The organism is Streptomyces sp. Edi2 (assembly GCF_040253635.1).
Taxonomy (GTDB): Bacteria; Actinomycetota; Actinomycetes; order Streptomycetales; family Streptomycetaceae; genus Streptomyces.
In genome coordinates this window covers 1682580-1696682 of sequence record NZ_JBEJGX010000003.1, presented here as the reverse complement: position 1 = coordinate 1696682, position 14103 = coordinate 1682580, and the positions used below count along the sequence as shown (strand labels likewise).

Below are 14103 nucleotides of genomic sequence, written 5' to 3'. Positions count from 1 at the left end.
CGGATCGGGCCGGGGCACTCCGCATACCATCGACCCTGGACCCCTGCGCCCTGCATGATCGAGATATCAGGCCGAGCAGGGGCGAATGCCGTATTCGATGAGGGGACGCCGTGGACGAGAGCGGGAAGTCGCAGGACCCCGAGGAGTCCGTGCGGCCCCAGCCGCCCGAGCCGCCCGAGGGCAGCAACGGGCCCAAGGCACCCACGCCGCGCAAGCGGAAGCCCGGCGGGGGCGGCATCCTGATGGGCCGTCCCTTCGGTGTGCCCGTCTACGTCGCGCCCAGCTGGTTCCTCGTCGCCGCCCTGATCACCTGGGTCTTCGGCGGCCAGCTGGAGCGCGTACTGCCCGAGCTCGGCGCCGCCCGCTATCTCGTCTCGCTGTTCTTCGCGGTCGCCTTCTACGCCTCGGTGCTCGTCCACGAACTGGCCCACACCGTTGCCGCGCTCCGCTTCAAGCTCCCCGTACGGCGCATCCAGCTGCAGTTCTTCGGCGGCGTCTCGGAGATCGAGAAGGAGACCGAGACCCCCGGCAGGGAGTTCGTCCTCGCCTTCGTCGGCCCGCTGCTCTCCCTCGTCCTCGCCGGGGTCTTCTACGCCGGTATGCAGCTGGTCGAACCCCGCACCGTCCCCGGCGTCCTGCTCGCCGGCCTGATGATCTCCAACCTCATCGTCGCCATCTTCAACCTGCTGCCCGGGCTCCCCCTGGACGGCGGCCGGATGCTGCGCGCCATCGTCTGGAAGATCACCGGCAAACCCATGAGCGGCACCATCGCCGCCGCCTGGGTCGGCCGCGCGCTCGCCGTCACCGTCCTCATCGGCCTGCCGCTGGTCACCCACACCGGCGTCCTCGGCACCGCCCGCCCCGAGATCGGCGGCGCCGACTCGCTCACCGACGCCCTGCTCGCCGCGATCCTCGCCGCGATCATCTGGACCGGCGCCGGCAACAGCCTGCGCATGGCCCGGCTACGGGAACGGCTCCCCGACCTCACCGCCCGCACCCTGACCCGGCGCGCCGTCCCCGTCGAGACCGACACCCCGCTCTCCGAGGCGCTGCGCCGCGCCAACGACGCCGGCGCCCGCGCCCTGGTCGTCGTCGACCGCCAGGGCACCCCCACCGCCCTCGTCCGCGAGGCCGCCATCATCGGCGTCCCCGACCACCGCCGCCCCTGGGTCGCCGTCGGCACCCTCGCCCAGGACCTCAAGGACGGTATGCGGGTCTCCGCCGAACTCGCCGGCGAGGACCTTCTGGAGTACCTGCGCGCCACCCCCGCCACCGAATACCTCGTCATCGAGGAGACCGGCGAGATCTACGGCGTCCTGTCCACCGCCGACGTCGAGCGGGCCTTCGTCTCCGCCATGGCCCGCAAGGCTGCTTAACAGGGCTCGGTTCGCCTCCGGGAGCGCAGAAGCCGGTGTCGAGGGAGCGACCGCGCTCGCTCCCTCCTCCGTCGGGCCCTGCGCTCTCCCCCAAGCTCTCGGCTGCGCTCGACCAGGGGGCACCCCCATGCCCTCTCGACACCGGCGCGCCCCCTTCGGCTCACTCGCCCTGCCCACTGGTCCGCGGCGTCCCAACGGGCCGGTAGGCTGGTCACATGTCCGAACCGACCGGTGCCGCCCGCCGTCGCGGGCCCTTCAAGGTCGGGGACCAGGTCCAGCTCACCGATCCCAAGGGACGCCACTACACCTTCACGCTCGAAGAGGGAAAAAGCTTCCACACCCACAAGGGAGCTTTCCCCCACGACGAGCTGATTGGTGCTCCCGAGGGCAGCGTTGTCCGTACCACCGGGAACGTCGCCTACCTCGCGCTGCGCCCGCTGCTCCCCGACTATGTCCTGTCCATGCCCCGCGGTGCCGCCGTGGTCTACCCCAAGGACGCGGGGCAGATCCTGGCGATGGCCGACATCTTCCCCGGCGCCCGCGTCGTCGAGGCCGGTGTGGGCTCCGGCTCGCTCAGCAGCTTCCTGCTGCGCGCCATCGGCGACGACGGCATGCTGCACTCCTACGAGCGCCGCGCCGACTTCGCCGAGATCGCCACCCAGAACGTCGAGCGCTACTTCGGCGGTCCGCACCCCGCATGGACGCTCACCGTCGGTGACCTGCAGGACAACCTCTCCGACGCCGACGTCGACCGCGTCATCCTCGACATGCTCGCCCCCTGGGAGTGCCTGGAGGCCGTCTCCAAGGCCCTGGTCCCCGGCGGCATCCTCTGCGCCTACGTCGCGACGACGACGCAGATGGCCCGCACGGTCGAGGCGATCCGCGAACACGGCACCTTCAACGAGCCCTCGGCCTGGGAAACCATGGTCCGCACCTGGCACGTCGAGGGCCTGGCCGTCCGCCCCGACCACCGCATGATCGGCCACACCGGCTTCCTGCTGACCGCCCGCCGGCTCGCCGACGGCGTCGAGCCCCCGCTGCGCCGCCGCCGCCCCGCCAAGGGCGCCTACGGCGAGGACTACACCGGACCGGGCAAGGACCAGGCGGCTGCCTCCCAGGGCAGCTCCGCCGAGCGCGGCTGACCGCCCGGATCCGGCCACCGAATCACCAGGCGCCGCCGACGAGTTCCCCTCCGGGAACCGCCGGCGGCGCTCCGTCGTTTCCCCCACCGGATCTGCACGGAAAACTCCGGCCGGGCCGGTTCCTTGGCGCACCCTCCTGTGGAACGATGCTGGGCACTCCCACCGCTACAGCACTTCACAGGAGTTACCCCGCGTGCAGCCCATGGCAGGCCAGGACCTTTTGCACACCCAGCCGCGCCCTATGCACTGGCTCGCCACTGCCACTGCCATCTCGGCGGTCGTGGCGGCCGCATCCTTCGTCCAGCCTCCCGCCGCCAAGGCCACGACCTCCCCTGTTGCCGCCGCCGGCCCGCGCACCGCGGCCCCCGACCCGGGCAAGGTGACCTTTCCGGTCGACTGCGGCCCCAACCGCCTCGACGTGGTGAAGAAGGCCTCCGGGGACCTCGACGGCGACGGCACGACAGAGACCGTTGCCGTCGTCCGCTGCCACAGCCAGACCGGCACCCCGCCCAGCGGCGTCTACGTCCTCGCGCAGCCGTCCGGCCCCAAGGCCGCACCCCGGATCGTGGCGACCCTCCTCGACCCCGCCCGCCGCCGCACCGTCCAAACCCTGACGGTCAAGGATGGCGCGATCTCAGCGGCCCTGCTGGGCTACTCCACGCTCGACGTCCCGCGCTGCTGCCCCGATGTGCACCAGAGCGTCAAATGGCAGTGGAAGGGCGGGAAGTTCGTCCAGAGCGAACTCCCCGCGGCTATGAGCACCCAGAGTCTGTGATCTGTCACATCATGTGTCCGGCCGGCGCGGTCCGCGCCGCGCCGGCTACTCCGCGTCCGGGCCGTAGACCTCGACCAGGTCCTTGACCCGGCGGACGTGGATGCAGTCCCCGGGGCACTCCTTCGCGGAGTCCCGGACGTCATCGAGCAGCTTCAGCGGGACGGGGGTTGTGGCCCCCTTGTCCTGCAGCAGCTCGTCCTCGGTGCTCTTCACATAAGCCAGCCCGTCGATGTCGAGCTCGAAGACCTCCGGCGCGTACTGCGCACAGATGCCGTCCCCGGTGCACAGATCCTGGTCGATCCATACTTCCAGCTCTGGGGCTTCGTCCTGTGCGGTCATCTCGCCTGCCGTTCCTGCGTACGTGAACCGTTTTTGTCTAAGTGGCGCCAGCCCTGACGGGTGTTGACCGACTCGACGATACAACCGCTCGCTTTCCGATGTTGTTGGGTGGGTATTCCCTTGGCGTGAGGACGTGCGCAAGGGTGAAGATCGGACACGCCCCGACAGTCTTTTCGATCTAGGGGTTTCAACCTGCACCGGCCCAGGTAGGGTCAGGAAGCGTCCAGCTCCTTGGAGGAGGTGAGGACCGTGGCAGCCCACGACGACGACATCAACCGCGGCATCCGGCCGGGGCGGGGGTCTGAAGATCCCGCCGGCCAGGTTGCCTATCTCGAGCAGGAGATCGCCGTCCTGCGACGCAAGCTCGCCGACTCTCCGCGTCACACGAGGATTCTCGAAGAGCGGATCGTCGAGCTGCAGACCAACCTGGCCGGCGTCTCGGCGCAGAACGAGCGTCTCGCCAATACTCTCCGCGAGGCCCGCGACCAGATCGTGGCGCTCAAGGAGGAGGTCGACCGGCTCGCGCAGCCGCCGGCCGGCTTCGGTGTCTTCCTGCAGGCGAACGAGGACGACACGGTCGACATTTTCACCGGAGGCAGAAAGCTCCGGGTGAATGTCAGCCCCAGTGTGGAGACCGGGGACCTCAGGCGCGGCCAAGAGGTCATGCTCAATGAAGCGCTCAACGTGGTCGAGGCCATGGAGTACGAGAGCGCCGGCGACATCGTCACCCTCAAGGAGATCCTCGAGGACGGCGAGCGCGCCCTGGTGATCGGGCACACCGACGAGGAACGGGTGGTCAGGCTCGCCGAGCCGCTGCTGGACATCACCATCCGCCCCGGCGACGCCCTGCTCCTCGAGCCCCGTTCCGGCTACGTCTACGAGGTCATCCCGAAGAGCGAGGTCGAGGAGCTCGTCCTCGAAGAGGTTCCGGACATCGACTACACCAAGATCGGCGGTCTGGGCGGCCAGATCGAACTGATCCGGGACGCGGTCGAGCTTCCGTACCTCTACCCCGACCTCTTCAAGGAGCACGAACTCCGCCCGCCCAAGGGCGTCTTGCTCTACGGCCCGCCGGGCTGTGGCAAGACGCTCATCGCCAAGGCGGTCGCCAACTCCCTTGCCAAGAAGGTCGCCGAGGTGACCGGGCAGCCCGCGGGGAAGAGCTTCTTCCTCAACATCAAGGGCCCCGAGCTGCTCAACAAGTACGTCGGTGAGACGGAGCGGCACATCCGGCTGGTCTTCCAGCGGGCCAGGGAAAAGGCGAGCGAGGGCACCCCCGTCATCGTCTTCTTCGACGAGATGGACTCCCTCTTCCGTACCCGGGGGTCCGGTGTCAGCTCGGACGTGGAGAACACCATTGTCCCGCAGCTGCTCTCCGAGATCGACGGTGTCGAGGGCCTGGAAAACGTGATCGTGATCGGTGCCTCGAACCGCGAGGACATGATCGACCCGGCGATCCTGCGCCCCGGCCGTCTCGACGTGAAGATCAAGATCGAGCGCCCGGACGCGGAGGCCGCCAAGGACATCTTCTCGAAGTACCTCACGGAAAGGCTGCCACTGCACTCCGACGATCTCGCCGAACACGGCGACTCGCGGAAGGCCGCAGTCAGCGGAATGATCCAGTCGGTCGTTGAGCAGATGTACGCGGAATCCGAGGAGAATCGCTTCCTGGAGGTCACCTACGCCAATGGTGACAAGGAAGTCCTCTATTTCAAGGACTTCAACTCAGGTGCGATGATCGAAAACATCGTAGGACGCGCAAAGAAGATGGCCATCAAGGCCTTCCTCGAACACAATCAGAAGGGGCTCCGCGTCTCCCACCTCCTCCAGGCTTGCGTGGACGAGTTCAAGGAGAACGAGGACCTGCCCAACACCACCAACCCGGACGACTGGGCCCGTATCTCCGGAAAGAAGGGCGAGCGGATCGTCTACATCCGTACGCTCGTCACCGGAAAGCAGGGCGCGGACACCGGTCGTTCCATCGATACGGTGGCGAATACCGGCCAATACCTGTAACACCGCTCTCCGGCTGCGGATGTCCTGCACGGGGCGTCCGCAGCCGGACGCATTTCCGGGGGAGCCGGAACCGCACCCCATAAGGGCGCGGTGGACCAGGGAAAACCGGACTGGAGCAATGACTGTAATGATCTCCCCAGCGCCGCAAAGGCGTTCTAGGCTCTTCGGTATCGCTGCGTCACCCTGTGCGGGCGCGGGGCACGCGCACGGACCGGAGGCACAGCGGTACTTGAGCGCCGACCCCATCCGGGGGCGCCGCCGGGCAAGGAGGGCCGCATGACCGTACGGCGAGTAATGGGAATCGAGACGGAGTACGGGATCTCCGTCCCCGGTCACCCGAACGCCAATGCCATGCTCACCTCGTCCCAGGTCGTCAACGCCTACGCGGCCGCGATGCACCGGGCACGCCGTGCCCGCTGGGATTTCGAGGAGGAGAACCCGCTGCGGGACGCCCGCGGCTTCGACCTCGCACGTGACAACGCGGACGCCAGCCAGCTCACGGACGAGGACATCGGCCTGGCGAACGTGATCCTCACCAATGGCGCCCGGCTCTACGTGGACCACGCCCACCCCGAGTACAGCGCCCCCGAGGTCACCAACCCGCGTGACGCCGTGCTGTGGGACAAGGCCGGCGAGCGGATCATGGCCGAGGCGGCCGAACGGGCCGCCCAGGTACCCGGCGCCCAGCCCATCCACCTCTACAAGAACAACACCGACAACAAGGGCGCTTCCTACGGGACGCACGAGAACTACCTGATGAAGCGGGAGACCCCCTTCTCGGACATCGTGCGGCACCTGACGCCGTTCTTCGTCTCCCGCCAGGTGATCACCGGCGCAGGCAGGGTCGGCATCGGCCAGGACGGCCACGAGCACGGCTTCCAGCTCAGCCAGCGCGCCGACTACTTCGAGGTGGAGGTCGGGCTGGAGACGACGCTCAAACGGCCCATCATCAACACCCGCGACGAACCGCACGCGGACGCGGAGAAGTACCGCCGGCTCCACGTGATCATCGGGGACGCGAACCTCTCCGAGATCTCGACGTACCTGAAGCTGGGCACCACCTCCCTGGTGCTCTCGATGATCGAGGACGGCTTCATCGCCGTCGACCTGGCCGTCGACCAGCCGGTGCGCACCCTCCACCAGGTCTCGCACGACCCCTCCCTGCAACACCTGATCACGCTCCGCAGCGGCCGCACGCTCACCGGCGTACAGCTCCAGATGGAGTACTTCGAGCTGGCCCGCAAATACGTCGAGGACCGCTACGGAGCGGATGCGGACGAGCAGACCAAGGACGTCCTGACCCGGTGGGAGGACGTGCTCGGCCGGCTGGAGAACGACCCGATGAGCCTGTCCGGCGAGCTGGACTGGGTCGCCAAGCGGGAGCTGATGGAGGGCTACCGGCGCCGCGACGGCCTGGAGTGGGACGCGGCGCGACTGCACCTCATCGACCTGCAGTACGCCGACGTGCGGCCCGAGAAGGGCCTGTACAACCGTCTGGCGGCCCGCGGGAAGATGAAGCGGCTCCTGGACGAGCCCCAGGTCGAGCGGGCCGAGCAGAAGCCTCCGGAGGACACCAGGGCCTACTTCCGCGGCCGCTGCCTCGAGCAGTACGCGGACGATGTCGCGGCCGCCTCATGGGATTCGGTCATCTTTGATCTGCCCGGGCGTGACTCCCTGCAACGGGTTCCCACCCTGGAGCCGCTGCGGGGGACCCGGAAGCACGTCAAGGAGCTTCTTGACCGCTGCCGTACCGCGGAGGAGCTGGTGAGGACGCTGTCCGGACGCTGAGTTTCGGCAGGTGCACGACAGAATTCCTCAAGATCCACAGCCGATCCGCGGCTGAAATCGCCGCGGTGCGGGAATCAATGAGGTGACTCCCGGGCGTTGCAGCAACTGCAGGGCCGATGTCGGACCCTGCTTGTAGGGTCGGATCTTGAAGGTCACATCGAGCGGGGCGAACCGAGCGGGGTGAGGGACATGGCGACCAAGGACAGCGGCGGCGGACAGGCGAAGGCCACGCGTTCCACGGAAGAGGTCGAGGAGCAGACAGAGGACGCGCAGGCCTCGGAAGACCTCAAGGAACGCCAGGAGAAGTTGTCGGACGACGTGGACTCGGTGCTGGACGAGATCGACGATGTCCTCGAGGAGAACGCAGAAGATTTCGTGCGCTCCTTCGTTCAAAAGGGCGGTCAGTAGGCCTCGATGCCCTTGGGATCGAAGGCTTGCGGCGGCGGGGGCTTCGAGTGCCAGAAGAGTCAGGCGTGAAGGCTGTCCGTGGTGCACGGAGGACAAGCCGCGGACAGCCTTCGCAAGGAACAGGGCGATGCTTGGTGGGTTGCCGGCCCGCTGCCGGGGGTGCGCGCCGGCCTGCCACCAGGCTCGTCAGATGGCCAAGGGGTGCAACGTCCGGCCGCGCGTGGTGGTGCCGGCGGGCCGCGAGCACTGCCCACCCCGTGCAGGTGGATCACGATCACGAGACGGGTAAGGTCCGAGGCGTACTGTGCTTCAGTTGCAGTGCAGCCTTGGGTCAATTCAAGGATCGGCCGGACGTATTGAGGCGGGCGGCCGAGTATCTGGAAGGAAACGTGTGGAAGCCAATACCCGAATCACCGGGCGTCTGCCAGCTGCCTTCCTGACGCCTGGATCCTCGTCCTTCATGGATTTCCTCGGTGAGCACTCGCCCACGCTGCTGCCGGGCAACCGCCCGTTGCCGCCGGTGCAGGGTGCCATCGAGGCGCCGCACGGCACGACGATCGTTGCCGCGGCGTTCCCCGGAGGCGCGGTGCTCGCCGGCGACCGGCGGGCGACCATGGGCAATGTCATCGCGCAGCGTGATATCGAGAAGGTCTTCCCGGCCGACGAGTATTCGGCGGTCGGCATCGCGGGCACGGCGGGCCTCGCGGTGGAGATGGTCAAGCTCTTCCAACTGGAGCTGGAGCACTTCGAGAAGGTCGAGGGCGCCCAACTCTCCCTGGAGGGCAAGGCGAATCGTCTGTCGACGATGATTCGCAGCAACCTGGGCATGGCCATGCAGGGCCTGGCCGTGGTGCCGTTGTTCGCCGGCTATGACCTCGACCGCGAGAAGGGCCGGATCTTCTCGTACGACGTGACCGGCGGGCGGTCGGAGGAGCACGGCTATGCGGCGACGGGTTCCGGCTCGGTCTTTGCGCGCAGTGCGCTGAAGAAGCTCTTCCGGGAGGATTTCACGGAGGATCAGGCCGCCACCGCCGTCGTCCAGGCCCTGTATGACGCGGCCGATGACGACTCTGCGACCGGCGGGCCCGACATGGGGCGGAGGATCTACCCGATCGTCACGGTGATCACCGAGGACGGCTTCAAGAGGCTCACCGACGACGAGGTCTCGCAGATCGCCCGTGCCGTGCACGAGCGCCGCCTCGAACAGCCCGACGGCCCGCGCGCCGCGCTGCTCTGACGGGACGGATGTTCCGCAATGCTCCCCCAGCTACCGAGAGAGCTTTTGACAGGAAGGGACGGATAGCCGGTGTCGACGCCGTTCTATGTCTCACCCCAGCAGGCCATGGCGGACCGCGCCGAGTACGCCCGCAAGGGCATCGCGCGCGGCCGGAGTGTCGTGGTGCTGCAGTACACCGACGGCGTGGTCTTCGTCGCCGAGAATCCCTCCCGCGCCCTGCACAAGGTCAGCGAGATCTATGACCGGATCGCCTTTGCGGCGGTCGGCAAGTACAACGAGTTCGAGAACCTGCGCATCGGCGGGGTGCGCTACGCCGATCTGCGGGGCTACACCTACGACCGTGAGGACGTGACCGCGCGGGGTCTGGCGAATGTCTACGCCCAGACGCTCGGCACGATCTTCTCCAGCGCCGCCGAGAAGCCCTACGAGGTCGAGCTGATCGTCGCCGAGGTCGGCGCGGCCCCCGAGGACGACCAGATCTACCGCCTTCCGCACGACGGCTCGATCGTCGACGAGCACGGCTCGGTGGCGGTCGGCGGCAACGCGGACCAGATCAGCAGCTACCTCGACCAGCGCCACCGCGACGGTATGACGCTGGCCGAGGCGCTCAAGCTGGCCATGGAGTCGCTGTCGCGGGACAACAACGGCAGCGAGCGCCGGCTGACCGCCGAGCAGCTGGAGGTCGCGACGCTGGACCGTACGCGTCCCCAGCAGCGCAAGTTCAAGCGGATCCTGGGGCGGCAGCTGTCCCGGCTGCTGGACGAGAGCGGCGGGGCGGACGCCGGTGAGGCGGCGGACGCGGATGCGGATGCGGACGCCGGTGCCGGGGAGTCCGGGGCCACCGCCGGCGAAAGCGGCGACAAGGGCGCGAAGGACAAGGGAAGCAAGCAGGACAAGAGCAAGGGAGCGTCGGGCGACGAGGGCTCCGACGGGGAGCCCCTGCTCTGACGTCAGGCTGCGGGGCGTGTCCCCGGTCGCGCGCCCCGGTGGGTCACTGCCCGCCGGGGCGCGCTGCGTTTCACGGGACGTCCGCGGCCGGAGCGGTGGAGCCCCGGGTGATCAGTTCGACCGGCAGGGTCGGGGCCTCGGCCGGCTGACCGTCGAGCACGCTCATCAGGGCCCGCATCCCGGCCTCGCCGAACTCCTCGGCGGGCAGCCGTACGGTCGTCAGTTCCGGCTCGACGGCGAGGGCCAGGGCCAGGTCGTCGAAGCCGGTGACGGAGACGTCCTCGGGCACCCGCAGGCCCAGACGGCGTACGGCTTTGCAGGCGCCCGCGGCGATGAGGTCGTCGTCGCAGAGCAGGGCGGTGGGGCGGGGGCCGGGGGCGGTCAGGGCGGCGTGGGCGGCGTGCAGCCCGGCGTCGACCCGGAGGGCGGCCGGCTGCCGGCGCAGCAGTGCGCCGGGGGTGCCCTCCAGGGCCTCGGTGACGGCGCGGGCGCGCAGCTCGAAGGTCCAGGAGTCCACATCGGCGGCGAGGTGGGTGATGCGGCGGTGGCCGAGGGCCGTCAGATGGCCGGTCAACTGCCGGACGCCGTCGGCGATGTCGAGGTTGACGGTGGCGGTGGCCCGGTCGTCGTCGGGGTCGCTGTCCAGCATGACCAGCGGCAGGTCCGCGTCGCGGAGCGCGGTGAGGGCTTCGGCGGCCATCGACGAGGCGATCACGCCGTCCAGGGTGGCCGCCGCGGAGTCGAAGGGGTCGCGGGCCGGGCCGATGCCCTCGGGGGAGGGGTAGAGGACCACTCCGAAGTCGTGCTCGGCGGCGACCCGGGCCGCTCCGGTGTAGACGCGGGCGAAGAATTCGGTGGTCAGGGCGGGGACGACCAGCAGCACGGTGCGGGTGCGGCCCATCCGCAGGCTGCGGGCGGCAAGGTTGGGGCGGTAGCCCAGCTCGCGGGCGGCGGTGCGGACGGCTTCGGCCTTGGCGGGGGAGACCCGGCCGCGCCATTTGCCGCCCAGCACGAGCGAGACGGCGGCCTGGGAGACTCCGGCGGCACGGGCCACGTCCCGGCTGGTCGTGCGCGCGGCGGCCGGGCGCCGGCCGGGTGTGCTGGTCTCGTTGCTGGTCACCGGGGGTTTCGCTCCTTGCGCACGGCGATGGCGGGTGGACTGCGGATCAGGGTCATGATACGTATAACGGCGAAGGTTATACGTACCATGTCCGGCCGGTCCGACCGGTCCGGACGGAAGAAAAGGGGCAGGGATGGCCGCGGGATATGCGGAGCTGCTCAGAACCCGGCATGCGGCCCGGCTTCTGGCGGGGACGCTGGTCGGCAGGCTGCCGAACGCCACCGCGGCACTGGCCGTGGTCCTCTTCGTACGCGCCGAGGGCGGCAGCTATGCCTTGGCCGGTGCGCTCTCCGCGGTCTACGGCGTCTGCAACGCCATCGGCCAGCCGCTGCTGGGCCGGGCGGTGGACCTCTACGGCCAGCCGCGGGTGATGCTGCCCGCCGCGGTGCTCTCCGCGCTCGGGATGGCGCTGCTCGCGGCCGTCGGCCTGGATGTGCTGTGGCTCGCCTACGCCGCCATGGTGATCGCCGGTTTCTTCACCCCGCCCCTGGAGGGCGGTCTGCGGGCGCTGTGGCCCGGGGTGCTCAAGCGTGCGGACCGGGTGCACGCCGCCTATGCGCTGGACGCGGTGGCGCAGGAAGTCATGTTCGCGGTGGGACCGTTGCTGGTGACACTGTGCGTGGCGGCCTGGTCGGAGGGGGCGGCGCTGTTGGTGATCAACCTGCTCGGGGTCCTCGGGGCGCTCTCCGTCGTGGTCTCCGAACCGTCCCGGCAGTGGCGCAGCGGGCCGCGTGAGGCGCACTGGCTGGGTGCGTTGCGCTCGGCCGGGATGCTGGTGCTGATCGGGGCGTTCTTCTTCGTGGGGCTGGCGCTGGGCTCGATCGCGGTCGCGGCGGTGGCGTATGCGGAGGAGCACGGCGGGGGGATGGCGGTCTCCAGCTGGCTGCTGTCCGCGCTGGGTATCGGCGCGCTGATCGGTGGCCTCGGCTACGGCGCGCGCGAGTGGCCGGGGCGGCCGGAGAGCCGGCTGCGGCTGCTGATCGGGCTGCTGGCGCTGGGCTATCTGCCACTGGTGCTGGTGCCGGGGGTGGCCGGAATGACGGTGTTGACCGGGGTCGCGGGGGTGTTCCTGGCGCCGGCGCTGGCCTGTGCGTTCGTGGTGGTGGACCGTCATGCGCCCCGGGGCACGGTCACGGAGGCGTTTTCCTGGCTGGTGACGACGTTCGGTGTCGGATCGGCGGTGGGTGCTTCCGTGGTGGGCCCGGCCGTGGAAGGCGGCGGCGCGGTGGCGGGTTTCACGGTGGCCGGCGCCGGTGGGCTCGCCGCGCTGCTCGTCCTTTTGTCGACGAAGCGATTTCTCGGGGATCCCGTGCTGCGTACGGCAGGTGCGGCCCCGGCGGAAAATGATCGAAACGGGGCCGTCGAACCCGGTTTCAGAGCAGGCCGTCAGGCGTAATGTTCAGTCATGGACCGCCGCATTTTCGGGCTGGAGAACGAGTACGGCGTCACGTGCACGTTCAGGGGACAGCGCCGACTGTCGCCTGACGAAGTGGCGCGGTACCTCTTCCGCCGTGTCGTGTCATGGGGCCGCAGCAGCAATGTCTTCCTGCGGAACGGCGCCCGCCTGTACTTGGACGTGGGTTCGCACCCGGAATACGCAACTCCCGAGTGCGACAACGTGACCGAGCTGGTCACGCACGACAAGGCCGGCGAGCGCATTCTCGAAGGCCTGCTCGTCGACGCCGAACGCCGCCTGCACGAGGAGGGAATCGCGGGCGACGTCTATCTCTTCAAGAACAACACCGATTCGGCGGGAAACTCCTACGGATGCCACGAGAATTACCTCGTGGCCCGTCATGGTGAGTTCTCCCGGCTCGCGGACATCCTCATCCCGTTCCTCGTCACCCGTCAGCTGCTGTGCGGCGCGGGCAAGGTGCTGCAGACTCCGCGGGGCGCCGTCTACTGCGTCAGCCAGCGCGCGGAGCACATCTGGGAGGGGGTCTCCTCGGCGACCACCCGTTCCCGGCCGATCATCAACACCCGCGATGAACCGCATGCGGATGCCGAGCGCTATCGCCGGCTGCATGTCATCGTCGGGGACTCCAATATGTCCGAGACGACCATGATGCTGAAGGTCGGGGCCACCGATCTCGTACTGCGCATGATCGAGGCGGGCACGGTCATGCGGGATCTGACGCTGGAGAACCCGATCCGGGCCATCCGTGAGGTCAGCCATGACATCACCGGGCAGCGCAAGGTGCGGCTGGCCAGCGGGCGCGAGGCATCGGCGCTCGAGGTCCAGCAGGAGTACTACGAAAAGGCCGTGGATTTCTGCGACCGCCGCGGAATCCGTACGGGCACCGTCGAACGGGTCCTGGAACTCTGGGGCCGCACGCTCGAGGCGATCCGGGAGGAGGAGCTGGACCGTATCTCCACCGAGATCGACTGGGTGATGAAACATCAACTGATCGAGCGGTATCGCACAAAGAACAACATCACCATGTCCCACCCCCGGGTGGCGCAGATAGACCTCGCTTATCACGACATCCACCGCCGCCGGGGGCTGTACTACCTCCTGGAGCGGAAGGGGCAAGCGGCGCGGATCTGTAATGACGTGAAGATCTTCGAGGGCAAGTCGGTGCCGCCGCAGACCACTCGCGCCAGGCTGCGCGGTGACTTCATTCGCCGGGCGCAGGAGCAACGCCGTGACTTCACGGTCGACTGGGTGCATCTCAAGCTGAATGACCAGGCGCAGCGCACGGTGCTGTGCAAGGACCCCTTCCGTTCGGTGGACGACCGGGTGGAGAAGCTGATCGCCGGCATGTGACCGGAGGCACCGGATGCGGGAGCGTGCCGCCGCCGGTGCCGGGCCGGGTCCCTGTGTGACGCACGGTAGGGACTCCGGCCCGGTGGAGTAGCGGTATCCCAGGCGTGGGGTGCCGGTGAAGGGGCCGGTCGGATGGGACAGTGGCGGGGTCCGTGTGACACGGGCCCGCCATTGTCGTGTCGCGTGG

The 14103-nt window shown here is 68.8% G+C and carries 13 protein-coding genes; 11 read left to right on the top strand and 2 right to left on the bottom strand.

Annotation, left to right across the window (positions count from 1 at the left end; genetic code table 11):
- The first annotated feature begins 110 nt into the window (after positions 1 to 110).
- The 3 genes from ABR737_RS11020 (at position 111) to ABR737_RS11010 (ending at position 3293) form a co-directional block, all read left to right on the top strand.
- Positions 111 to 1376, top strand: coding sequence for a site-2 protease family protein (locus tag ABR737_RS11020; RefSeq protein WP_350250001.1), 1266 nt, complete (start codon positions 111 to 113; stop codon positions 1374 to 1376).
- 215 nt (positions 1377 to 1591) lie between these two features.
- Positions 1592 to 2518: a tRNA (adenine-N1)-methyltransferase gene (locus ABR737_RS11015; RefSeq protein ID WP_350250000.1), complete on the top strand. Its 927-nt coding sequence runs from the start codon at positions 1592 to 1594 to the stop codon at positions 2516 to 2518.
- Between the two features lie 202 nt (positions 2519 to 2720).
- The gene (locus ABR737_RS11010; RefSeq protein WP_350256745.1) at positions 2721 to 3293 is read left to right on the top strand and encodes a hypothetical protein; all 573 of its coding nucleotides are present in this window, start codon (positions 2721 to 2723) and stop codon (positions 3291 to 3293) included.
- A gap of 45 nt (positions 3294 to 3338) precedes the next feature.
- Here the strand turns inward: ABR737_RS11010 and ABR737_RS11005 are convergent, their stop codons facing one another.
- Positions 3339 to 3632: a ferredoxin gene (locus tag ABR737_RS11005; RefSeq protein ID WP_088796882.1), complete on the bottom strand. Its 294-nt coding sequence runs from the start codon at positions 3630 to 3632 to the stop codon at positions 3339 to 3341.
- Between the two features lie 249 nt (positions 3633 to 3881).
- Between ABR737_RS11005 and arc the strand changes: the two genes are divergently transcribed.
- The 6 genes from arc to prcA all read left to right on the top strand — a co-directional run bounded on the left by arc (position 3882) and on the right by prcA (position 10029).
- Positions 3882 to 5648: a proteasome ATPase gene (gene arc, locus ABR737_RS11000; protein ID WP_350249999.1), complete on the top strand. Its 1767-nt coding sequence runs from the start codon at positions 3882 to 3884 to the stop codon at positions 5646 to 5648.
- Positions 5649 to 5924: 276 nt separating this feature from the next.
- On the top strand, positions 5925 to 7436 hold the full coding sequence (dop, locus tag ABR737_RS10995; RefSeq protein WP_350249998.1) for a depupylase/deamidase Dop: 1512 nt from the start codon (positions 5925 to 5927) through the stop codon (positions 7434 to 7436).
- A gap of 189 nt (positions 7437 to 7625) precedes the next feature.
- Positions 7626 to 7844 (top strand): ubiquitin-like protein Pup, encoded by a 219-nt coding sequence (locus ABR737_RS10990; RefSeq protein WP_088796879.1) that lies wholly within the window; start codon positions 7626 to 7628, stop codon positions 7842 to 7844.
- A gap of 47 nt (positions 7845 to 7891) precedes the next feature.
- Positions 7892 to 8284 (top strand): endonuclease domain-containing protein, encoded by a 393-nt coding sequence (locus ABR737_RS10985; protein ID WP_350249997.1) that lies wholly within the window; start codon positions 7892 to 7894, stop codon positions 8282 to 8284.
- Positions 8236 to 9081, top strand: a complete 846-nt coding sequence (gene prcB / locus ABR737_RS10980) for a proteasome subunit beta (RefSeq protein ID WP_350249996.1) — start codon at positions 8236 to 8238, stop codon at positions 9079 to 9081. The genes ABR737_RS10985 and prcB overlap by 49 nt, the downstream gene beginning before the upstream one ends.
- Positions 9082 to 9150: 69 nt before the next feature.
- Positions 9151 to 10029, top strand: coding sequence for a proteasome subunit alpha (gene prcA / locus ABR737_RS10975; protein ID WP_350249995.1), 879 nt, complete (start codon positions 9151 to 9153; stop codon positions 10027 to 10029).
- A 70-nt stretch (positions 10030 to 10099) separates the two neighbouring features.
- On the opposite strand, the gene ABR737_RS10970 is transcribed toward prcA, so the two are convergent.
- Positions 10100 to 11149, bottom strand: a complete 1050-nt coding sequence (locus tag ABR737_RS10970) for a LacI family DNA-binding transcriptional regulator (RefSeq protein ID WP_350249994.1) — start codon at positions 11147 to 11149, stop codon at positions 10100 to 10102.
- A gap of 133 nt (positions 11150 to 11282) precedes the next feature.
- Between ABR737_RS10970 and ABR737_RS10965 the strand changes: the two genes are divergently transcribed.
- Both ABR737_RS10965 and pafA read left to right on the top strand, forming a co-directional pair.
- Entirely contained in the window at positions 11283 to 12545 is a 1263-nt protein-coding gene (locus tag ABR737_RS10965) for an MFS transporter (RefSeq protein ID WP_350249993.1), read from the top strand.
- A 9-nt stretch (positions 12546 to 12554) separates the two neighbouring features.
- Positions 12555 to 13916, top strand: a complete 1362-nt coding sequence (gene pafA, locus ABR737_RS10960) for a Pup--protein ligase (RefSeq protein ID WP_350249992.1) — start codon at positions 12555 to 12557, stop codon at positions 13914 to 13916.
- Positions 13917 to 14103: the final 187 nt, after the last annotated feature.